The organism is Kitasatospora sp. NPDC058032 (assembly GCF_042885845.1).
In the GTDB taxonomy this organism is placed as follows: Bacteria; Actinomycetota; Actinomycetes; order Streptomycetales; family Streptomycetaceae; genus Kitasatospora.
In genome coordinates this window covers 284,451-304,222 of record NZ_JBHVRK010000003.1, presented here as the reverse complement: position 1 = coordinate 304,222, position 19,772 = coordinate 284,451, and the positions used below count along the sequence as shown (strand labels likewise).

The following is a 19,772-nucleotide window of genomic DNA, read 5'->3' as shown; positions in this document are numbered from 1 at the left end:
TCGGGTGAGCCGCCGCGCGCGCCCCCGCGTGCCCCCGTCCGCCACGCCCGGCCGGCCGGTACAGGTGGTCCGACCCCTGCCCCGGACCCGGAAGGCGCAGCACGTGACCCTCCTGCCGCAGGACACCGTGGAGCAGCCGCCCCCGCACCCGTCGCGCACGACCCGGTCGCAACGCCGCCGCGCCGCCCGCCGCCGACGGGGCGGGGCCCTGGTCGGCTGGCTCACCACCACCGACCACAAGCGGATCGGCACCCTCTACATCACCACCTCCTTCCTGTTCTTCCTGTTCGGAGGGCTGATGGCGATGCTGATGCGGATCGAGCTGGCCCGCCCCGGGCTGCAACTGCTCTCCAACGAGCAGTTCAACCAGCTCTTCACCATGCACGGCACGATCATGCTGCTGATGTTCGCGACCCCGCTGTTCGCCGGCTTCGCCAACTGGATCATGCCGCTGCAGCTCGGCGCCCCCGACGTCGCCTTCCCCCGGCTGAACGCGCTCGCCTACTGGCTGTACCTGTTCGGCTCGCTGATCGTCGTCTTCGGCTTCCTCACCCCGGACGGCGCGGCCGACTTCGGCTGGTTCGCCTACGCGCCGCTGAACGGCCTGGACCGCTCCCCGGGCCTCGGCGCCGACCTGTGGATCATGGGCCTGGCCCTCTCCGGCTTCGGCACCATCATGGGCTCGGTCAACTTCGTCACCACGATCGTCTGCTTCCGGGCTCCCGGGCTGACGCTCTTCCGGATGCCGATCTTCGTCTGGAACATCCTGCTGACCGCCGTCCTGGTGCTCTTCGCCTTCCCGGTCCTGGCGGCCGCGCTGCTCTGCCTGGAGTCGGACCGCCGCTTCGGCTCGCACGTCTTCGACGCGGCCAACGGCGGGGCGCTGCTCTGGCAGCACCTGTTCTGGTTCTTCGGGCACCCGGAGGTCTACATCATCGCGCTGCCGTTCTTCGGCATCATCACCGAGATCATCCCGGTGTTCAGCCGCAAGCCGATCTTCGGCTACACCGGCCTGATCGGCGCGACCATCGGCATCACCGGCCTGTCGATCACCGTCTGGGCGCACCACATGTTCGTCACGGGGCAGGTGCTGCTGCCGTTCTTCTCGATCATGACGATGATGATCGCGGTGCCCACCGGGGTGAAGTTCTTCAACTGGATCGGCACCATGTGGCGGGGCTCGCTCAGCTTCGAGACACCGATGCTGTGGGCCGTCGGCTTCCTGGTCACCTTCCTGTTCGGCGGCCTCACCGGGGTGCTGCTCGCCGCGCCGCCGATCGACTTCCACGTCTCCGACTCGTACTTCGTCGTCGCGCACTTCCACTACGTGGTGTTCGGGACGGTGGTCTTCGCGATGTTCGCCGGCTTCCACTTCTGGTGGCCCAAGTTCACCGGCCGGATGCTCGACGAGCGGCTCGGCCGGATCCACTTCTGGACCCTCTTCGTCGGCTTCCACACCACCTTCCTCGTCCAGCACTGGCTCGGCGCCGAGGGCATGCCCCGCCGCTACGCCGACTACCTCGCCTCGGACGGCTTCACCACGCTCAACACCGTCTCCAGCATCGGCTCCTTCCTGCTCGGGATCTCCACCCTGCCGTTCCTCTACAACGTCTGGCACACCGCCCGGTACGGGCGGCGGGTCACCGTCGACGACCCGTGGGGCTACGGCCGCTCCCTGGAGTGGGCCACCTCCTGCCCGCCGCCCCGGCACAACTTCGTCACGCTGCCCAGGGTCCGCTCCGAATCCCCGGCCTTCGACCTCCACCACCCCGAGATCACCGAGATCGACCGGCGGCAGAACGCCCGCGAACCACACGTCTGATTCCGGGTCCTTTACCTTCTCGTTAGGATGACCGGCATGGCAGAGGACACCGCAGAGGACACCGCCGAGGAGGCGGGGGACACCAACAGCCCGGTGGCCGGAGACCCGCGGGCCCGGCGGCGCGGCCAGGGCGAACTGGAGGCGCAGGTGCTGGCCGTGCTCCAGCGGGCGCCCGTCCCCGTCACCGCGGGCTGGGTCCAGGAACGCCTCGACGGCGACCTCGCCTACACCACCGTGATGACCATCCTCTCCCGGCTGCACGCCAAGGACGCCGTCACCCGCACCCGCTCCGGCCGCTCCTACCTCTGGCAGGCCTCCTCGGACGCGGCCGGCCTCGCCGCGCTGCGGATGCGCCGCGTCCTCGACGGCGAGCCCGACCGGGACGCCGTGCTCGCCAGCTTCGTGACCGCGCTCCTCCCGCACGACGAGGAGCTGCTGCGCACCCTGCTCGACGGCGCCTGCGCCCCGGCCGCCGACCGCGAAGGCTGACCTCCTCACCGTGGGCGTCTTCGTCTTCCTTCCCCTCTTCCTGCCGCTGACGGCGCTGCCCATCGCCCGCCTCACCGAGCAGCACCTCCACCCGCGCGGCGCCGCCCGGCTGCTCACCGCGATCAGCATCGTCATGGCCCTGTGCAGCGCGGTCTGCCTGGCGCTGATCGGCGTCGTCGGCACCGCGCAGATCCCCGGCAACCCGCTGCCCGACAGCTGGTCCGACCCCGAGGTCCGGGCCGCCCTGCCGTACCACGAGACCGTCGGCACGGCGGCACTGCTCGCCCTCGGCGCCGTCCTGCTCGCGGTCGGCCGCACCCTCGTCCGCCACCTGCGGATCCGCGCCCGCGCCCGGCGCGCCCTCGGCCGCGCGCTGCCCGGCTCGTCCGACGTCGCCCTGCTGCCCGACCCGGCCCCGTACGCCTACGCGCTCCCCGGCTCGCCGCGCTCGCCCGGCCGGGTCGTCGTCTCCACCGGCATGCTGGCGGGCCTCGCCGAGGACGAGCGCGCCGCCCTGCTCGCCCACGAACGCGCCCACCTCACCCACCGGCACCACCGCCACCTGCTGGCCACCCAGCTCGCGGGCTGCGTCAACCCGTTCCTGCGCCCGCTGGAGCGCGCCGTCGCCTACAGCGCGGAGCGCTGGGCGGACGAGGAGTCCGCGCAGGCCGTCGGCGACCGGCGGGTCACCGCCCGCGCCGTCGCCCGCGCCGCCCTCGCCTCCCACCGCCCGCCCGCCGCCTACGCGGCCTTCCCCGCCTTCGCGGCCCCGGGCCCCGTCCCCCGCCGCGTCGCCGCCCTCCTCGGCCCCGTCCCCACCACCCGCAACTGGCCCCCCGCCCTCACCCCCGCCGGCCTCGCCGCCCTCGTCGCCGCCCTCGGCACCGCCGCCTCCGCCCTCTCCGCCCTCAACGCCGCCGTGGCCCTCCTCCTCGTCCTCAAGGCCGTCACCCCGCTCTGACTCCCGCTGCTTCCTCCGTTCAGCGGAAGGCCCTCCTCCGTAAGGATGGGAGGCACCCCGAGCGGTCCCTGAACCCGGTCACCCAGGGGCGTAGACACGTGGACCGGCGGGAATCCGCTGGTCGTAGGGGTGAACCGTCGTACGTGAGAAGGTGCCAGGCATGAAGGTGATCGGGTTCGTACTGAATGTGCTCTGGCTGGTCTTCTGCGGGTTCTGGATGGCGATCGGCTATGTGGTCGCCGGCATCATCTGCTGCGTTCTGATCATCACCATTCCCTTCGGCATCGCGTCCTTCCGGCTGGCGGGGTTCGTGATCTGGCCGTTCGGGCGGACGGCCGTCGAGCGGCCGGACGCCGGGGCGCCGTCGTGCATCGGGAACGTGATCTGGCTGATCTTCGCGGGGTGGTGGCTGGCGCTGATGCACCTGATCACCAGCATTCCGCTGTTCCTGTCGATCATCGGGATCCCGTTCGGGTGGGCGAACCTCAAGCTCATCCCGGTGTCGCTGACGCCGCTGGGGCGGGAGATCGTGCCGACGGACGAGCCGTGGGGCGGGCGGTAGGGGGAAGTGGAGAAGGGCCGACGGGTGTTCCCGTCGGCCCTTCGGCGTGCTCAGGCGGTGGCGAGGGCGGCCAGGGTGGTGCGGGCGGTGGTGAGGGAGGTGGTGGCGAGGTCGCGGTAGGGGGTGAGGGCGGGGATGTCGGCGGCGCGGGTGAGTTCGGCGTGGATGAAGCGGAGGCCGGCGTCCGGGATGCCGAGGTGTTCGGTGAACCAGGCGCGCAGGTACGGGGTCTGGAAGTCGAAGGGCTCGCGCGGGGTGCCGGGGCCGTAGCCGCCGCCGCGGGCGGTGACGACGATGACGCGGGTGGCGGTGAGGCGGCCGGTGTGGGCGCCGGGGAAGGTGATGCGGTCGATCCAGGCCTTGAGGGCGGCGGGGACCGTGAAGTTGTACATCGGGACGCCGAGGAGAAGCGTGTCGGCCGAGTGGAGCTCGGTGATCAGGGGGTGGGTGAGGGACCACTCGTGGTGCTCGGAAGGGGTCGTGGCGAGGGAAGGGACGTCGGCGAGCGGGACCGGGGCGGCCTGGCGTTCGACGCGCACGCCGAGGGAGGCGTAGCCGGCGCCGATCAGGGGCACCGGGTCGGCGGCGAGGTCGCGGTAGCGGTAGTGGGCGTCCGGGTGGCGGGCCTGCCAGGCGTGGGCGAAGCGGGCGGTCAGGCGGCGACTGACGGAGCGGTCGGTCGGGCCGGCGCTGGAGTCCAGGTGGAGCAGGGTGGGCATGAGGGGTCTCCCGGTCACCTTCGAGGGGTGGGCGTCGTCAGTCCCGTGACGCGGGTGCGGGCGGAAAGGTGACCGATGGACGGGCGCGAGGAGCTGGCGGTGCGGTTCGAGGCCGAGCGGGGGCGGCTGGGGGCGGTGGCGCGGCGGATGCTGGGTTCGACGGCGGAGGCGGAGGACGCCGTGCAGGAGGCCTGGTTGCGGCTGGAGCGGGTGGACGCGGCGGAGGTCGAGAACCTGCCGGGGTGGCTGACCACCGTCGTGTCGCGGATCTGCCTGGACGTGCTGCGGGCGCGGCGGACCGAGCCAGTACTGGTCGAGGGGGTCGAGGGGATCGAGGGGGTGGTGGACGGGCCCGAGGCGGAGGCCGAGCTGGTCGAGGAGGTGGGCCGGGCGATGCTGGTCGTACTGGACCGGCTGGGCCCGGCCGAGCGGGTCGCGTTCGTGCTGCACGACGGCTTCGCGGTGCCGTTCGAGGAGATCGGGCCGATCGTCGGGCGGAACACGGTGGCCGCCAAGAAGCTGGCGAGCCGGGCCAGGCAGCGGGTCAGGGGCGCCGGGGAGGAGCGGGGGACGGGGGACCGGGTGGTGGTGGAGGCGTTCCTGGCCGCCGCGCGCGGGGGTGACCTGGACGCCCTGCTCGCCGTGCTCGCGCCGGACGTGGTGCGCCGGGCCGACCCGGCCGCGCTGCCCGCCGGTCGCGCCGTCGTGCTGCGCGGCGCCGAGGCGGTGGCCGGGGAGACCCGGGTGATCGGGCGGCGGGCGCGGTTCGGGGTGCCGGTGCTGGTGGACGGCGCGGTCGGGGCGGCGATCGCCCCGGACGGGCGGCTGCGGCTGCTGCTGCGGTTCACCGTCGCGGACGGCCGGGTGGCCGCCTTCGAGGTGGTCGCGGACCCGGCCCGGCTGGCCGCCGCGGAGGTCGGGCTCGCGGACGAGGTCCGCTAGCGCGGTTCGTCGGCGAGCTGGACGATCATCTTGCCGGTGTTGGCGCCGCGGAGCATGCCGAGGAAGGCGTCGACGACGTTCTCGAAGCCCCGGACGACCGTCTCGTCCGAGGTGACGGCGCCGGAGCGCAGGTGCGGGACGAGGAAGTCGTACAGCTCGGGGCGGGCGTCGAGGTGGTTGCGGACCAGGAAGCCCTCCAGCCGCAGGCTCTTGCCGACCACGTCGAACAGGTTGCGCGGCGCGGGCGGCGGCGACTGCAGGTGGTTGTACTGGGCGACCGCGCCGCACCAGGCGATCCGGCCGTGGTCGCGCAGCGCGCCGATGGCGGCCTCCAGGTGGTCGCCGCCGACGTTGTCGAGGTAGACGTGCAGGCCGTCCGGGGCGGCCTCGCGCAGGCGGTCGGCGAGCGGGGCGTCGTGGTGGTCGAAGGCGGCGTCGAAGCCGAGGTGCCCGGTGAGGCGGGCGACCTTGGCGGCGGACCCGGTGCTGCCGACGATCCGGCCGGCGCCGAGCAGGCGGGCGATCCGGCCGGCCGCGGTGCCGACGCCGCCCGCGGCTGCCGAGATGAAGATCGTCTCGTCGGCCCGCAGCCGGGCGATCCGGGTCAGGCCGACCCAGGCGGAGAGCCCGGTGCCGCCGAGGATGCCGAGGTGGGCGCTGAGCGGCACGCCCGCGAAGTCCGGCAGGACGGTGGCCTCGTCCGGGGTGACCACGGAGAGGGTGCGCCAGGCCCGGCGGTGGTGGACCAGGGTGCCGAGGGGCAGGGCGGGCGTCCGGGACTCCACGATCCGGCCCAGGGTGCGGCCCTCCAGCGGGGCGTGCAGCTGCCAGCTGCCGGACTCGTCCATCTCCTCGCGCATGTACGGGTCGACGGACTGGTGGATGTTCTCGACCAGTGCCTCACCGGCGGCCAGGGGCGGGACGGTCTCGTCGAGGAAGGCGAAGTTGTCGGCGGTGGGCTCGCCGGTGGGGCGGGAGACGAGGTGGACGACGCGGGCGGTGGGGCGGGACACGGGGACTCCAGACGGTGTCGGCGGGCGGTGGTGATCACCGTAGGGAGCGGGGCCCGGCCCGGGCAGGGGGCGGCGTCGATGGGCGGGGACGTTCCATGAAGAGGATCGATGGATCCGGTAGCGTCACCCGTATGACCGATCTCGCCCCGCACGAGCTGCGGGTTCTGGTCGCCGTGGCGGAGGAGCAGGGGTTCACGGCCGCCGCCGCACGCCTGGACAGCAGCCAGTCCGCCGTCTCGCACGCCGTGCGCGCCTGCGAACGGAAGCTCGGCGCGGTGCTGTTCGAGCGCGGGCGCCACGGCGCGCGCCCCACCGAGGCGGGCGAGCGGGCCGTCGCGTACGCCCGGCGGGTCCTGCGGCTGCTCGCGGCGATGGGCCCGGAGGTCCGGGCAGCCGGGGCGGGGGACGCGGCCGGGGAGGTGACCGGCGTGCTGCGGATCGCCGCGTTCCGCAGCGTCGCCGCCCATCTGCTGCCGCCCGTCCTCGCCCGGCTGACCGCCCGCCACCCGGGGCTCACGCCGCAGGTGCGGATCGTCCGCGAGCTCGGCCGGGGCACCGCCGGTGAGGTCGCCGACGGCCGGGCCGACCTGGGCCTCGCCACCCTCGACCCGGCCGCGCCGCCGCCCGTCCCCGGTCTGGTCGCGGCCCGGCTGTTCGAGGAGACGTACGCGCTCGCGCACCCGGCCGGCCATCCGGCGCCGCGCGGGCTGCCGCTGGTCGACTGGGACGAGAACTGCGGCTCGTACACCCGCGACTGGTGGGACCGGCAGGACTGGATCCCGCCGTCGACCATCGACGTCGAGGACGACACGGTGGCCGTCTCCCTGGTGTCCCAGGGCCTGGGGATGGCGATCATGCCCCGGACGGCGCTGCTCGGCGCGCCCGCCGGGCTGGCGGTCACCGACCTCGGGCCGCGGCCGCCGAGCCGGTACGTCGGGTACGTGACGACGCCGGAGCTGGCGGGGACGGCCGCCGTCCGGGCGCTGATCCGCGAGCTGCGGGAGCTGCGCGGACAGGTGCTGCCGGAGGGCCTGGCGGCGGTCTGACGCGGGAGGCGGCGGAGGCCTCAGCGCGCGGCGGCGGTGACCGGCCGGGAGCGCAGCGCCCAGGCGGCGGCCGGGGCGGCGCACCCGGCGGCGAGCAGCAGCGCGCCGCCGGCCACCACGGCGACCGGGCGCCACGGGAGGACGAGCGGCGCGGGCACGTGGAGCACCGCCAAGGCGGCGTACAGCGAGCCGAGCTGGACGGCCGTGACCGCGCAGCCGAGCACCGCGCCGACCGCCGTCACCAGCACCGATTCGGCCGTCACCAGGCGCACCACCTGGGCGCGGGTCGCTCCGGCCAGGCGGAGCAGGGCGAGTTCGCGGCGGCGGTCGGCGGTGGCCGTGAGCAGGGTGTTGGCGAGCGCGATGCCGGTGTAGACGAGGGCCAGGCCGAGCACCAGGGCGATCCGCAGCCAGGCCGTCCCGGTGGGTGCCCCGGCGGTGAGCCACTCCTCCCGGGTCAGCACGGTGGCGCCGTACGGCCGGGCGGCGGCGCGCACGTCGGCGACCCGGGCGGTCACCCGGGCGTCGCCGGTGGCGGCTTCGGCGTCGCCGGCGGCGGAGAGCCGGACCTCGATGCGGTCGACGCGGGCGCCCGGGGCGTTGGCGGCGGTCACGTACAGGCCGTTGTCGCCGAGCCCGTCGCGCAGCACGGCGGCCACCCGCAGGGTCGTCCGGCTGCCGTCGGCGCGCACCACCGGGACCCGCTCGCCGACACGGGTGCGCCCCCATTCGGCGGGCAGCACCAGCGAGCCGTCGTCGAGCGCGGCCGTCGAGCCGGCCAGCAGCGGCAGCCGGGCGAGGGCCGCCAGACCCGCCGGGTCGGCGGCCATCCGGGCCTCGGAGCGGACGGTCACCCCGTCCGGCTCGACGAGGCCGAGCGCGGTCGGCGCGGTGGCGGAGAGCGCGGCCACGCCCCGGACGGCGCGCAGCGCGCCAAGCAGCGCGTCCCCGGATCCGGGCGCCGGTACGACGACCAGGTCGGCGGCGGTGCGGGCCCGCGTCTCGGCGGCGCGGGCGGCGGCCACCGTGTCCAGCGCGCCCGCCAGCGAACCCGTCAGCGCGACCGAGACCAGCACCGGTGCGGCGACCGCGCCCGTCCGGCGGACCGCCGCGGCGGCGCCGGCGGGCACCAGACGGCCCGCGTAGCCGGTGAGCCGCAGGGGCACGACGCGGCCCAGGAGGCGGACCAGCGGTGGGGCGAGCAGCGGTGAGAGCAGGCCGACCGCCGAGATCAGCCACATCGGCTGGGTGGTGTACGTCTTGCGGTGCAGCAGGTCGACCGGGTCGGTGACGAGCGCGGTGCCGGCCAGGACGGCGGCGGTGAGCAGCAGCCCGAGCCCGGTGAGCAGGCGGCCCGCGGTCAGCACGCCGGTGTCGAGGTCGGCCGCGCGCAGGGCGTCCAGCGGTCCGACCCGCCCGGCCCGGCGGGCGGCGACGGCCACACCGGCGAGGGCGACCAGCAGACCGGTGCCGAACGCGGCGGGCAGCGGCCAGCCGGCCGGGGCGAGGGCGAAACCGGGCGGGGCCATCCCGACGTCGGACAGCCACCCGACGAACGCGGGCGCGCCGATCCGGCCGAGCAGACAGCCCGCGGCGGAGGCGCCCGCGCCGAGCAGCAGCGCCTCGGCGAGTACGGAACGGCGGACCTGCGCGCGGGTGGCGCCGGCGAGGCGGAGCAGGCCGAGTTCGCGATGGCGCCGGGCGACGGCGTAGGAGTAGGTGGAGGCGACGACGAACGCCGAGACGAACGCGCTCACCCCGCCCGCCGTGCCGAGCGCGGCGACCAGCGAGACCAGCTCCTCCCCGCCGGGGGCGCCCGCGGCGGAGGCGAGACCGAGCAGCATGACGGCGGTCATCGCGACGCCGAGCGCGAGCGCGACGAAGGCGCCGAGCAGCGAGACCTGGCGGGCCTTCAGTGACGTGAGCGTGATCCGCAGCATTCCCATGGCGTCCAGCGAACCGCCGGGGGGAGGGCCGGCGCAGCAGGCCGGGGGCCACTTCGGGAGGTAGGGCCGGCCCTACCGACGGGCCGCCGCCGCGACCCTAGGCTGGCCGGGACGGGGGAGGGACACGATGGACGACGGCGGCTGGTGGGGCCCGGTGCTGCGGCCGGGGTTCCTGCGCTCGGGAGCCCCGTGGCGGGCGGCCGGGTACCTGCTGGTGACGGGGCTGACCGGGCTGCTGCTCTGTGCCGGGCTGCTGCTGTCGGTGGCGGCCGGCGGGGCGCTCGCGCTGCTGCTGGTCGGGCTGCCGCTGCCGGCCGCGCTCGCCCTGGTCGGGCTGCCGGTCGCGGCCTGGGAGCGGCGGCTGGTCCGCTTCCTGGACGGCGGACGGGTGCCGGACCCGCACCGCGTCCCCGACCGCCCCGGCCTCGCCGCCTGGCTGCGGCTGCGCTACCGCGAGCGGGTGACCTGGCGGGAGCTGGGCTTCACCGCGCTCGCCGCGTTCGTGCTCTGGCCGGTCGACCTGGCCGTGGCCGGCTGCGCGCTGGCCGTCCCCGGGTACCTGCTGGCCGCCCTCCCGCTGCTCCTGCTGGACGGCGAGCAGGTCAACGTCCTCAAGCTCTGGGAGGTCCACTCGCCGTGGACGGCGGCCCTGTGCGGGCTGGCCGGCCTCGTCCTGCTGCCGCTGTCCGGCTACCCGCCGGCGCTGGTGGCGGCGGCCCGGGCGGGACTGGTCCGGCTGCTGGTCGGGCCGGACCGGCAGGAGCGGAGGATCGGTGAACTCGTGCGCTCCCGGGCCCGGTTGGTGGACGCCTTCGAGGCGGAGCGGCGCCGGATCGAGCGCGATCTGCACGACGGCGCCCAACAGCGCCTGGTGGCCCTACGGATGACGCTCGGCCTGGCCCGGCTGGACGCGCCGCCGGACGGGCCGCTGGCCGCCCGGCTCGCCGACGCGCACCGCGAGGCGGGCGAAGTGCTGGCCGGACTGCGGGAGTTGATCAACGGCATCCACCCCCAGGTGCTCACCGACCGCGGTCTGCCGGAGGCCTGCGCGGACGCCGCCGACCGCTCGCCGGTCCCGGTCACCACCCGCTTCGCGCTGCCCGCCCGGCTCCCGGCACCGGTCGAGTCGGCCGGCTACTTCGCCGTCACCGAGGCCCTCGCCAACATCGCCAAGCACAGCGGCGCGAGCGCGGCGAGCGTCGAAGGCCGCTACGCGGACGGGCGGTTGACGATCGAGGTGGCCGACGACGGCCGCGGCGGCGCCGACCCGGGGCGCGGCACCGGGCTGACCGGGCTGGCCGACCGGGTCGCGGTCGTGGACGGCACACTGACGGTCAGCAGTCCGCCCGGCGGACCGACCCTGGTGCGGGTGGAGATCCCCTGCGCCCCGGCTGACGGAGGAGCCCCCCGATGAACCCGTGGACCGCCCCGGTGGGCCCGTCGATCGCCCCGGTGGGCCCGTCGATCGCCCCGACGGACCCACCGACCGCCCCGACGGACCCACCGGCCGCCCCGGCGAACCTGAGGATCGTGCTCGCCGAGGACGGCGTGCTGCTCCGCGAGGGGCTGGTCGGCCTGCTGGCCCGGTTCGGGCACCGCGTGGTGGCCGCCGTCGGTGACGCCGGGGCACTGCGGGCGGCGGCCGAGGAGCACGAGCCGGACCTCGTCGTCACCGACGTCCGGATGCCGCCGGGCCAGAGCGACGAGGGGCTGCGCACGGCCGTCGCCCTGCGCGAGCGGCGCCCGGGCCTGCCGGTCCTGGTGCTCAGCCAGTACGTGCAGCGCTCGTACGCGGCGGAGCTGCTGGACTCCGGGGACGGCTCCGGCGTCGGCTACCTGCTGAAGGACCGGATCGGCCAGATCGAGGAGTTCACGGCGGCGGTCGCCGAGGTGGCGGCCGGCGGGACGGTGGTCGACCCGGAGGTGGTCCGCCAGCTGCTGCGCCGCCGCCGGGACCCGCTGGAGCGGCTGACCCCGCGCGAGCGCGAGGTGCTGGCGCTGATGGCCGAGGGCCGGTCGAACGCGGCGATCTGCCGGGAGCTGGTGGTGTCGGAGGCGGCGGTGGGCAAGCACATCGGCAACATCCTGATGAAGCTGGACCTGCCCCCGGCCGAGCCGACGCACCGCCGGGTGCTGGCGGTGCTGGAGTTCCTCCGCTCCTAGCGACCCGGGTCGGACACCGCCGCGCGGAGCCCCGCGAACTCCGCCGCCAGCGCGTCCAGGGTGTAGTGGGCGTTGAGGCCGCTGGGGTTGGGCAGCACCCAGACCTCGGTGTCCCCGACGGTCCGCTCCTGACGCCCGATCGACGCCGTCCGCCGGCCGAAGGCCGTGCGGTAGGCGCCGATGCCGAGCACCGCCAGCACCCGGGGGCGCAGCCGCAGCACCCGTTCGGTGAGGGCGGCGCCGCCCGCGCGCAGCTCGTCGGCGGTCAGCTCGTCGGCCTTGGCCGTGGCGCGCGGGGCGACGTTGGTGATGCCGAGGCCGAGGTCCAGCAGCTGCCGCTGCTCGTCCGGGCGGAACTGGCGGGGCGTGAAGCCGGAGCGGTGCAGGGCGGGCCAGAACCGGTTGCCCGGGCGGGCGAAGTGATGGCCGGTGGCCCCGGACCAGAGCCCGGGGTTGATGCCGCAGAACAGGACGCGCAGACCGGGGGCGGTGACGTCCTCGATCGTGGTGTCGCGGGCGGCGAGCAGCTGCTCGGCGGTCGGCCTGGGTGCCGTGGTCGGCTTCTCGGTCACCGGTCCAGTGTGCCGCCGGACGCCGTCGCCCCCGCGGTCACCCCCGCTTCCGGGGCTGCGGCCGCCGTGGCCTCCGCGACCACCGGGGCGGCCGTCGGCGCGGCCACCGCCGTCCGGCTCTCCGCCAGCGACCTGGTCCGCCGCCGCTCCCGCAGCCACCGCACGCCGTACACCGCCGCCGCCGCGTACGCCCAGCCGACGAAGACGTCCACCAGGAAGTGCTCCGCGCCGTACACCAGCGCGAAGGTCATCGCGAGCGGGTACGCGACCAGCAGCACCCGCACCCACCGCGAGGCCGTCGGCCAGAAGAAGAACAGCAGCATCGCCGGGTACGCGGAGTGCAGCGAGGGCATCGCGGCGACGTCGTTGGCGAACTGGCTGCCGTTCTCGAACACCGACGCGGCCCGCGGCAGCCCGCTCTCGGTGAGCACGTCCGAGACGACCCGGGTCAGCTCCGGCAGGTGGCCCTCCTGGGAGGACAGCCACGGCGGCACCGCCGGGTAGAGGATGTACGTCGCGAAGCCGGCGAAGGTCAGCACCAGGTAGCAGGTGAGCAGGTGCCGGAACCGGTCGTGCCGGCGGCGCCACAGCACCGCGAGGATCATGAAGACCGCGAAGAAGTGCGACATGTAGACGGTGACCGCCGCGTAGTCCCACCACTGCGGCGAGCCGGGCGTGTAGAGCCCGTGCTGGAGCCGTACGGTCAGCGTCTCGCCGAAGCCGATGATCTCGTCGGCGCGCTGCTGCGGCCACAGGTACGGGCCCCAGGGGGTGTGCGCGCCGTAGCCGCGCAGCAGTGAGTACGTCCAGACGACGGCCATCACCGGCACCCAGTCGCGCAGCACCAGCAGGAAGCCGCGCAGGCCGTGCCCGCTGTGCACGCCGGCGGCCACCAGGGCGCCCATCAGCCACAGGAAGACCAGGTCATTGGTGTACGGCAGACCGTAGGTGCGCAGGTACCACAGCAGCGCGGCGAGGTAGAGCGGCCACGCCAGCAGCCGGAGCCGGGCCAGGGCGCCGGTGCGCGCGCCGGTCCGGGGGCCGGTCGCCGGACGCAGCCGCCCGGCGCTCGCGGGCGGGGTGGGCGGCGCCGGGCGGAGCATTCTGGTCATGCCGGTCGAAGCTAGCAAGGCATTCTTGGAGAACTCTCGGTGTGGACGGCGGTCCGTTCAGGAAGGGCTCAGAATTGCCCCGGCCGGCGCAGCGAACACGGGCCGGGGGCGGTGCGGGGGTGACTCAGGACACGATGCCCAGCTCGTGCGGGGTGTTGTTGAAGCGCCGTCCGCCCTGCTCGGTGACGGTCACGATGTCCTCGATCCGCACCCCGAAGCGGCCCGGCAGGTAGATGCCCGGCTCGATCGAGAAGCACATGCCCGGTACCAGCGGCCGCTCCTCGCCCTCGACCAGGTACGGCGGCTCGTGCGTGGTGATGCCGATGCCGTGGCCGGTGCGGTGGATGAAGTACTCGCCGTACCCGGCCTCGGTGATGACCCGTCGGGCGGTCCGGTCGATCTCCTGGCAGCTCACCCCGGGCCGGACGGCCTCGAACGCGGTCTGCTGGGCCTGCCGGACGATGTCGTGCACCTTCTGCACCTCGGCCGGGACGTCGGCGCCGACGTGCACGGTGCGGGTGGTGTCCGATCCGTAGCCGTCCTTGAGACCGCCGAAGTCGAGCACGACGGTGTCGCCGGTCTCGATGACCCGGTCACCGGCCTCGTGGTGCGGGTTGGCGCCGTTGGGACCGGAGCCGACCACGGTGAAGTCGACCTGGCTGTGGCCGTACTGGATGAGCAGGGCGGCGAGGTCGGCGGCGACGTCGGTCTCCCGGCGGCCGGCGAAGGAGACCTCCAGGATGCCCCGGTAGGCGGCGTCGGCGGCGCCGCCGGCCGCGGCGAGGCGCTCCAGCTCGTCCGGGCCCTTGACCGCGCGCAACATCGGCAGGGTCGCGGTGAGCGAGGTCCAGCCGATGCCCGGCAGGGCGGACTGGAGGCCGAGCAGGTGCATCGCCCAGGCGTTGTCGGAGATGCCGTAGCGGCCGGAGCCGTCGATCAGCGGGACGGCGGCGGCGTACGGGTCCTGGCCGTCGGTCCAGTCGACCAGCCGGACGGCGGGGGCGCCGACGGCCTTCTCGGCGTCGGGGCGTTCCAGGACGGGGACGATCAGCGCGGGCTCGCGTCCGGTGGTGAGGACGAGGGCGGTGAGCCGTTCGGTGATCGCGGTGGGCTGGTAGCCGGTCAGGTGGACGAGGTCGGGGCCGGGGGCGACGACCAGGCCGGACAGGCCGGCGTCCGTGGCGGCGGCGGTGGCCCGCTCCAGGCGGGCGCGGTAGTCCTCGGTGGTGAACGGTCGGGGCATTTCGGGGTCTCCTGGTGCGGGAAACTCGGCGGTGGCGGTGGCGGTGGCGGTGGCGGTGGCGGTGGCGGTGGCTGGGTGTGCGTCAACGTCATCACGGGCGGTGCGAGTTGGCGTAGTGCCGGAGGAACAGCGCCTCGACGTGGGCCATCTGCTCGATCTCGCCGGGGTCCACGCTCTCGTTGGGCGCGTGGATGAGGCAGCGCGGCTCCTCGACGCCCATCAGGATGATCTCGGACCCGGGGAAGGTCGCGGCGAGCACGTTGCAGAGCGGGATCGAGCCGCCCTGGCCGAGGAAGGACAGCGGCCGGCCGTAGACCTCCCGCGCGGCCTGGTCGAGCGCCGCGTAGGCCGGCCCGCCGGTGGCCGCGCGGAACGGCGAGCCGACGCTCTCCGGCGTCACCTCGATGCGCACGCCCCACGGCGCGGCGGCCTTCAGGTGGGCGGTGAGCGCGGCCTGGGCGGTGCGCGCGTCGGTGCCGGGCGGGACGCGCAGCGAGACCCGGGCCCGGGCGGTGGCCGGGACGGCGGCGGCGGAGCCGATCACCGGCGGGCAGTCGATGCCGAGCACGGTGACGGCGGGCCGGGCCCAGAGCCGGTCGGCGACGGTGCCGGAGCCGGTCAGCCGGACGCCGTCCAGGACGCCCGCGTCGGTGCGGAACTGCTGCTCGTCGTAGCCGACGCCGCTCCAGGTGCCGTCGTTGTCCAGGCCGTCGATCCGGGTGCCGCCGTCGGCGTCGCGCAGCGCGTCGAGGACCCGGATCAGCGCGGCCAGCGCGTCCGGTGCGGGGCCGCCGAACATGCCGGAGTGCATGTCGCCCTTGAGCGCGGAGACGGTGACCACGACGTTGGTGACGCCGCGCAGCGAGGTGGTGGCGGTGGGGACGCCGACCGCCGCGTTGCCGGTGTCGCAGACCAGCAGCGCGTCCGCGTGCAGCTCGCCGGCGTGCGGCGGCACATAGGCCTCCAGACCGCCGGTGCCCTGCTCCTCCGAGCCCTCGACGACCAGCTTGAGGCCGACCGGCAGGTCCTCGCCGAGCGCCCGCAGCGCGGTGAGGTGCATGACGATGTTGCCCTTGCAGTCGGCGGCGCCGCGCCCGTACCAGCGGCCGTCGCGCTCGGTGAGCTCGAACGGCGGGGAGGTCCAGGCGGCGTCGTCGAGCGGGGGCTGGACGTCGTAGTGGGCGTAGAGCAGGACGGTCGGCGCGCCGGGCGGGGGCGGGCGGTGGCCGACCACGGCGTGGCTGCCGTCCGGGGTCTCCTCCAGGTGGACGTCGCGCAGTCCGGCGTCGGCGAAGGCGGCGGCGACCCACTCGGCGGCCCGGCGGCACTCCTCCGGCGGGTACTGGCGGGGGTCGGCGACGGAGGGGATGGCGACCAGCTCGGCCAGGTCGGCCCTGGCGCGCGGCATCAGGGCGGCGATCCGGCGGGCGAGTTCGTCGGTCATGGTGACGGCTCCTCTGGAGGGCGGTGGGCCGGGCTGCGACGGGGCGGGCGCGACGGGCGCGACGGGCGGGCCGGGCGGCGTCAGGGCGGGGCGGGCCGGGGCGGCGTCAGTTGCGGACGGTGTCCTCGAGCTTGAGCTGGTCGATCTTGTCCTTGACGGCGGCGAGCTTCTCCGGGCAGTACACGGAGAGCACGATCGTCTCCGCGAGGATCACCTCGCGGTCGGAGAGCACCGGGCGCTGGCCGGGTCCGTCCGCCCCGGTGGACATGCCGTACTTCCACTGCGCCTGCTGCAGCGCGCCGGCCGGGTCGGCGCAGACGGCGCCGCCGTCCTCGCCCAGGGTGTGCACGATCTGGCTGTGGGACGGTACCGGGTAGCCGGCGGCGGTCAGCGCCTCGGAGAGCTGACTGGCCTTGCGGTTGGCCTCGTTGGTGTCGTGCAGCTGGGCGTAGGTGAGCAGGCCGGTGACCAGCATGCCGACCAGCAGGACGATCGCGCCGAGGTAGATCCAGCGGTGCCGGGAGGCCATCAGGCTGCGGGTCATGCCGCACCGCCCTCGGCCGGGCCCTCGGTGCGGTGCAGCTCGGCGGCCTCCTGCGCGGCGAGCTCGGCCTGTGCGTCGGGCGAGCGCCACTCCGGCTTGCGCAGCCGCAGGAACAGGTACGGGATCAGCAGTCCCAGGATCACCAGGCCGCCGCCGACGATCGCCACGTACGACCAGGCCGAGCCGCTGCCGAACTGCGAGGAGGGTACGAACCCGATCGCCATCGCCGCCGCCGAGGCCACCAGACCGGTCACCGAGATCGGCACCAGCGCGGGCGCCCGGTAGCCGCGCGGGTGGTCGGGCCGGGTGCGGCGCAACCGGATCGCGGCGGCGAACATCAGCAGGTAGACGATCAGGTACACCTGCGTGGTGATCACCGAGAAGATCCAGTAGGCGCTGGAGACGTTGGGGATCAGGGCGTAGGCGAGGGCGATGACCGTGGTGATCACGCCCTGGGTGACCAGCAGGTTCTGTTGCACGCCCTCCTTGTTGAGGTGCTGCAGGAACGGCGGGAGGTAGCCCTCCTGGCGGGAGATCATCAGCAGGCCCTTGGAAGGCCCGGCGAGCCAGGTGAGCATGCCGCCGAGCGAGGCGGAGACCAGTGCCACCGCGATCACCGGGGTGAGCCAGCCGATGTGGAAGTACTGGAAGAAGGCGTCGAAGGCCTGCATCACGCCGGCCGTCAGGCTCAGCTCGCTGGACGGCACCACCCAGCTGATCGCCAGCGCGGGCAGGATGAAGATCGCGAGCACCATCCCGGAGGCGGTGAACATCGAGCGGGGGAACTCCCGGGCCGGGTCGCGCAGCGAGGAGACGTGCACCGCGTTCATCTCCATGCCGGAGTAGCTGAGGAAGTTGTTGACGATCAGCACCAGGCTGGCCAGGCCGGCCCACTCGGGGAACAGGTGCGCGGCGTTCATCGGGGCGGCGGAGCTGTTGCCCTGGCCGAGGAAGACGAAGCCGAGCACGACCAGCAGCGTGCCGGGGATCAGCGTGCCGATGACCAGGCCCGCCGAGGAGAGCCCGGCCACCGCCTTGGTGCCCCGGGAGGAGACCCAGACGCCGGTCCAGTAGAGCACCATGATCACCAGCGCGGTGTACGGGCCGTTGTTCGCCAGGGAGGGGTTGACCACGTAGGCGATGGTGGAGGCCACGTAGGCGAGCAGGGACGGGTAGTAGAAGATCGTCATCGCGAACTGGCACCAGACGGCCAGGAAGCCCAGCGGCTTCGACAGGCCCTCGGACACCCAGCGGTAGACGCCGCCCTCCCAGCCGGACGCCAGCTCCGCGGAGACCAGCGCGGTCGGCAGCAGGAAGACGACGGCCGGAAGCAGGTAGAGGAAGACGCAGGCGAGGCCGTAGACCGCCATGGTCGGGGCGGAGCGGAGGCTGGCCACCGAGGCGGTGGTCATGAAGGCGAGCGTCAGCCAGGACATCCGGGGGGCGTTCGCCAGCCGGGTGGCCGCCGCGCCGGTGTGTTCCCGGGCGGCCGCCTCCGGCCCTCCGCTCGCGTCTCCGCCTCCGCCTCCGCCGCCTGGGCCTGGGCCTGAGCCTGGGCCTGGGCCTGAGCCGCCAGGACTTCCCTGGCCGGACGACGGTATGTCCATGGAACTCATGCGTCCTCCTGGGGTGGCCCGTCGGTGCTGGGCCGTACCCGGCCAGTTCACCCGGTTGGCGCGGGAGCCGCATGCGGCGTGCACCCGCACGGGTGAGCGGGCGTCAGGAGGGCGGCTGTCAGGAGGGCGGGTCGGACGCGGGTCGGACGCGGGCCGGCTCAGGTGGCGGGTGTTCCCGCGGGCGCCGCCGCCTGCTCGGGCCAGGCGGAGCGGCGCAGTGACCGCCCGGCCGTCGCCGCGGTCAGGCCCGCCGTGAGCAGCGCGGCCACCGCGCCGAGCGCCGTCGCGGGGGAGAGGTGGTCGAGCAGCAGTCCGCTGCCGACCATCCCGGCCGGCATCCCGACCGTGAACAGCGTCAGCGTCGCGGAGATCACCCGGCCGCGCAGCGCGTCCGGGACCCGGCTGAACACCAGCAGGTCGATCATCACCCGCAGCGTCGGGATCCCCAGGCCCACCACGAACAGCGCCGCGAAGACGGTGACCGGACCGCCGGGCAGCAGCGGCGCGAACATCGCCGGGACGGTCAGCCAGGACACCGCGAGCAGCAGCACCCCGGGGCCGGCCAGCCGGTGCAGCCGGCTCACCAGCAGCGCGCCGACCAGCGCCCCGACGGCCTCGCCGGCCAGCGCCAGCCCGATGCCGGCGCTGGACGTGCCCTGGCCGCGCAGGATCACCATCACGGGCAGCAGCATCGCGGCGCCCGCGACGTTGATCAGCAGGACGACGGCGAGGATCGGGCGCAGCAGGGCGTTGCCGGCCAGGTAGCGGTAGCCGGCCAGGGCGCTGCCGGTGGTGCCGTCCGTCCCGCCCGTCCCGTCCGTCCCGCTCGCGCCTCTCATCTCCTTCGTCCCCTTCGTCCCCTGCGTCCTGGACTCCGGTCCGCCCGGGAACTTGACCACCAGAGCGGCGGTGAGCGCGAGCAGCGAGGCGACCGCCGTGCCGATGAACGGCGCGTTCCGGCCGAGGCCGAACAGCGCGCCCGCCAGCGGCGGCCCGACCAGGCCCGCCCCGCTCATCCGTGCCTCGTCCTGCGCGAGCGCCTGCCGCAGCTGCTCGGGCGGCACCACCGAGCGCACCGCGATCAGCCGGACCGGGCCGGTGTACGCGATGGTCGCGCCGATCACCACGGCCACCAGCAGGGTGTGCGCGACCGTCAGCCGGTCCAGCGCCATGGCGAGCGGGACGCTGGCGCAGGCGACCAGCCGCACGGAGTCGCCGACGATCAGCAGCCGGCGCCGGTTGTAGCGGTCGGCCGCCGCGCCGCCGTGGACGCCGAAGAGGACGGCGGCGCCGATCTGCACGGCCCCGAACGCCCCGGCGAGCGTGGAGGATCCGGTGAGCGCGAGCAGCAGCAGCGGGTACGCGGTGTCGGCGATCTGCAGGCCGAGGGTGGCGCCGGCCTGGCCGGCCCAGAGCGCCTGGAAGCGCCAGTTGCGCCGCAGCGGGACGGGCGGCGCCGCGTCCGGGGCCGTGGGCGGGGTCGCGGTGTCGGTCTTCATCGGTGGCCTCCCCCTCGTCGCCACTCACCATGGCGCCATCATTCACGAATGCGTGAATGATGGCGCGGGCGTGACCGCT

General features: G+C 74.8%; 18 protein-coding genes. 8 read left to right on the top strand and 10 right to left on the bottom strand.

What is annotated here, in order from left to right; all coding sequences use genetic code 11:
* The first annotated feature begins 103 nt into the window (after positions 1 to 103).
* The 4 genes from ctaD to ACFVUH_RS06835 all read left to right on the top strand — a co-directional run bounded on the left by ctaD (position 104) and on the right by ACFVUH_RS06835 (position 3,834).
* Positions 104 to 1,822, top strand: coding sequence for a cytochrome c oxidase subunit I (ctaD, locus tag ACFVUH_RS06850; protein ID WP_387911610.1), 1,719 nt, complete (start codon positions 104 to 106; stop codon positions 1,820 to 1,822).
* Between the two features lie 36 nt (positions 1,823 to 1,858).
* The gene (locus tag ACFVUH_RS06845; RefSeq protein ID WP_355358154.1) at positions 1,859 to 2,311 is read left to right on the top strand and encodes a BlaI/MecI/CopY family transcriptional regulator; all 453 of its coding nucleotides are present in this window, start codon (positions 1,859 to 1,861) and stop codon (positions 2,309 to 2,311) included.
* Between the two features lie 10 nt (positions 2,312 to 2,321).
* The gene (locus ACFVUH_RS06840) at positions 2,322 to 3,272 is read left to right on the top strand and encodes a M48 family metalloprotease (protein WP_355358157.1); all 951 of its coding nucleotides are present in this window, start codon (positions 2,322 to 2,324) and stop codon (positions 3,270 to 3,272) included.
* A gap of 160 nt (positions 3,273 to 3,432) precedes the next feature.
* On the top strand, positions 3,433 to 3,834 hold the full coding sequence (locus ACFVUH_RS06835) for a YccF domain-containing protein (RefSeq protein ID WP_355358160.1): 402 nt from the start codon (positions 3,433 to 3,435) through the stop codon (positions 3,832 to 3,834).
* A gap of 50 nt (positions 3,835 to 3,884) precedes the next feature.
* Here ACFVUH_RS06835 and ACFVUH_RS06830 read toward each other — a convergent pair whose 3' ends face one another.
* Positions 3,885 to 4,553: an FMN-dependent NADH-azoreductase gene (locus ACFVUH_RS06830; RefSeq protein ID WP_387911609.1), complete on the bottom strand. Its 669-nt coding sequence runs from the start codon at positions 4,551 to 4,553 to the stop codon at positions 3,885 to 3,887.
* Between the two features lie 75 nt (positions 4,554 to 4,628).
* Between ACFVUH_RS06830 and ACFVUH_RS06825 the strand changes: the two genes are divergently transcribed.
* Positions 4,629 to 5,495 (top strand): sigma-70 family RNA polymerase sigma factor, encoded by an 867-nt coding sequence (locus ACFVUH_RS06825; protein ID WP_387911607.1) that lies wholly within the window; start codon positions 4,629 to 4,631, stop codon positions 5,493 to 5,495.
* Here ACFVUH_RS06825 and ACFVUH_RS06820 read toward each other — a convergent pair.
* On the bottom strand, positions 5,492 to 6,508 hold the full coding sequence (locus ACFVUH_RS06820) for an NADP-dependent oxidoreductase (RefSeq protein ID WP_387911605.1): 1,017 nt from the start codon (positions 6,506 to 6,508) through the stop codon (positions 5,492 to 5,494). The two genes, ACFVUH_RS06825 and ACFVUH_RS06820, sit on opposite strands and share 4 nt — an antisense overlap.
* A gap of 131 nt (positions 6,509 to 6,639) precedes the next feature.
* Between ACFVUH_RS06820 and ACFVUH_RS06815 the strand changes: the two genes are divergently transcribed.
* Positions 6,640 to 7,554: a LysR family transcriptional regulator gene (locus ACFVUH_RS06815; RefSeq protein ID WP_355358172.1), complete on the top strand. Its 915-nt coding sequence runs from the start codon at positions 6,640 to 6,642 to the stop codon at positions 7,552 to 7,554.
* A 20-nt stretch (positions 7,555 to 7,574) separates the two neighbouring features.
* Here ACFVUH_RS06815 and ACFVUH_RS06810 read toward each other — a convergent pair whose 3' ends face one another.
* Positions 7,575 to 9,500 (bottom strand): FtsX-like permease family protein, encoded by a 1,926-nt coding sequence (locus ACFVUH_RS06810; protein ID WP_387911603.1) that lies wholly within the window; start codon positions 9,498 to 9,500, stop codon positions 7,575 to 7,577.
* Between the two features lie 127 nt (positions 9,501 to 9,627).
* On the opposite strand from ACFVUH_RS06810, the gene ACFVUH_RS06805 reads away from it, so the two are divergent.
* Positions 9,628 to 10,914: a sensor histidine kinase gene (locus tag ACFVUH_RS06805; RefSeq protein WP_387911601.1), complete on the top strand. Its 1,287-nt coding sequence runs from the start codon at positions 9,628 to 9,630 to the stop codon at positions 10,912 to 10,914.
* A gap of 116 nt (positions 10,915 to 11,030) precedes the next feature.
* Entirely contained in the window at positions 11,031 to 11,663 is a 633-nt protein-coding gene (locus ACFVUH_RS06800) for a response regulator transcription factor (RefSeq protein ID WP_355358905.1), read from the top strand.
* On the opposite strand, the gene mug is transcribed toward ACFVUH_RS06800, so the two are convergent.
* From mug to ACFVUH_RS06765, 7 genes are all read right to left on the bottom strand, one after another.
* Positions 11,660 to 12,235, bottom strand: a complete 576-nt coding sequence (mug, locus tag ACFVUH_RS06795; RefSeq protein WP_355358180.1) for a G/U mismatch-specific DNA glycosylase — start codon at positions 12,233 to 12,235, stop codon at positions 11,660 to 11,662. The two genes, ACFVUH_RS06800 and mug, sit on opposite strands and share 4 nt — an antisense overlap.
* Entirely contained in the window at positions 12,232 to 13,347 is a 1,116-nt protein-coding gene (locus ACFVUH_RS06790) for a phosphatase PAP2 family protein (RefSeq protein WP_355358183.1), read from the bottom strand. Before ACFVUH_RS06790 ends, mug begins: the two co-directional genes overlap by 4 nt.
* Before the next feature lie 124 nt (positions 13,348 to 13,471).
* Positions 13,472 to 14,590, bottom strand: a complete 1,119-nt coding sequence (locus ACFVUH_RS06785; RefSeq protein WP_355358186.1) for a Xaa-Pro peptidase family protein — start codon at positions 14,588 to 14,590, stop codon at positions 13,472 to 13,474.
* 91 nt (positions 14,591 to 14,681) lie between these two features.
* Complete coding sequence (locus ACFVUH_RS06780; RefSeq protein WP_387911598.1) at positions 14,682 to 16,034, bottom strand: dipeptidase; 1,353 nt, start codon at positions 16,032 to 16,034, stop codon at positions 14,682 to 14,684.
* Positions 16,035 to 16,140: 106 nt separating this feature from the next.
* Entirely contained in the window at positions 16,141 to 16,578 is a 438-nt protein-coding gene (locus ACFVUH_RS06775; RefSeq protein WP_355358192.1) for a hypothetical protein, read from the bottom strand.
* Positions 16,575 to 18,014 (bottom strand): APC family permease, encoded by a 1,440-nt coding sequence (locus ACFVUH_RS06770; RefSeq protein WP_355358195.1) that lies wholly within the window; start codon positions 18,012 to 18,014, stop codon positions 16,575 to 16,577. Before ACFVUH_RS06770 ends, ACFVUH_RS06775 begins: the two co-directional genes overlap by 4 nt.
* A gap of 338 nt (positions 18,015 to 18,352) precedes the next feature.
* On the bottom strand, positions 18,353 to 19,693 hold the full coding sequence (locus tag ACFVUH_RS06765) for an MFS transporter (RefSeq protein ID WP_387911596.1): 1,341 nt from the start codon (positions 19,691 to 19,693) through the stop codon (positions 18,353 to 18,355).
* Positions 19,694 to 19,772: the final 79 nt, after the last annotated feature.

Coding starts and splice junctions, on each gene's coding strand:
- ACFVUH_RS06845 (WP_355358154.1), top strand. CDS start 1,859: ATGGCAGAGGACACCGCAGAGGACACCGCCGAGGAGGCGGGGGACACC.
- ACFVUH_RS06835 (WP_355358160.1), top strand. CDS start 3,433: ATGAAGGTGATCGGGTTCGTACTGAATGTGCTCTGGCTGGTCTTCTGC.
- ACFVUH_RS06830 (WP_387911609.1), bottom strand. CDS start 4,553: ATGCCCACCCTGCTCCACCTGGACTCCAGCGCCGGCCCGACCGACCGC.
- ACFVUH_RS06825 (WP_387911607.1), top strand. CDS start 4,629: ATGGACGGGCGCGAGGAGCTGGCGGTGCGGTTCGAGGCCGAGCGGGGG.
- ACFVUH_RS06815 (WP_355358172.1), top strand. CDS start 6,640: ATGACCGATCTCGCCCCGCACGAGCTGCGGGTTCTGGTCGCCGTGGCG.
- ACFVUH_RS06810 (WP_387911603.1), bottom strand. CDS start 9,500: ATGGGAATGCTGCGGATCACGCTCACGTCACTGAAGGCCCGCCAGGTC.
- ACFVUH_RS06805 (WP_387911601.1), top strand. CDS start 9,628: ATGGACGACGGCGGCTGGTGGGGCCCGGTGCTGCGGCCGGGGTTCCTG.
- ACFVUH_RS06790 (WP_355358183.1), bottom strand. CDS start 13,347: ATGACCAGAATGCTCCGCCCGGCGCCGCCCACCCCGCCCGCGAGCGCC.
- ACFVUH_RS06785 (WP_355358186.1), bottom strand. CDS start 14,590: ATGCCCCGACCGTTCACCACCGAGGACTACCGCGCCCGCCTGGAGCGG.
- ACFVUH_RS06780 (WP_387911598.1), bottom strand. CDS start 16,034: ATGACCGACGAACTCGCCCGCCGGATCGCCGCCCTGATGCCGCGCGCC.
- ACFVUH_RS06775 (WP_355358192.1), bottom strand. CDS start 16,578: ATGACCCGCAGCCTGATGGCCTCCCGGCACCGCTGGATCTACCTCGGC.
- ACFVUH_RS06770 (WP_355358195.1), bottom strand. CDS start 18,014: ATGTCCTGGCTGACGCTCGCCTTCATGACCACCGCCTCGGTGGCCAGC.
- ACFVUH_RS06765 (WP_387911596.1), bottom strand. CDS start 19,693: ATGAAGACCGACACCGCGACCCCGCCCACGGCCCCGGACGCGGCGCCG.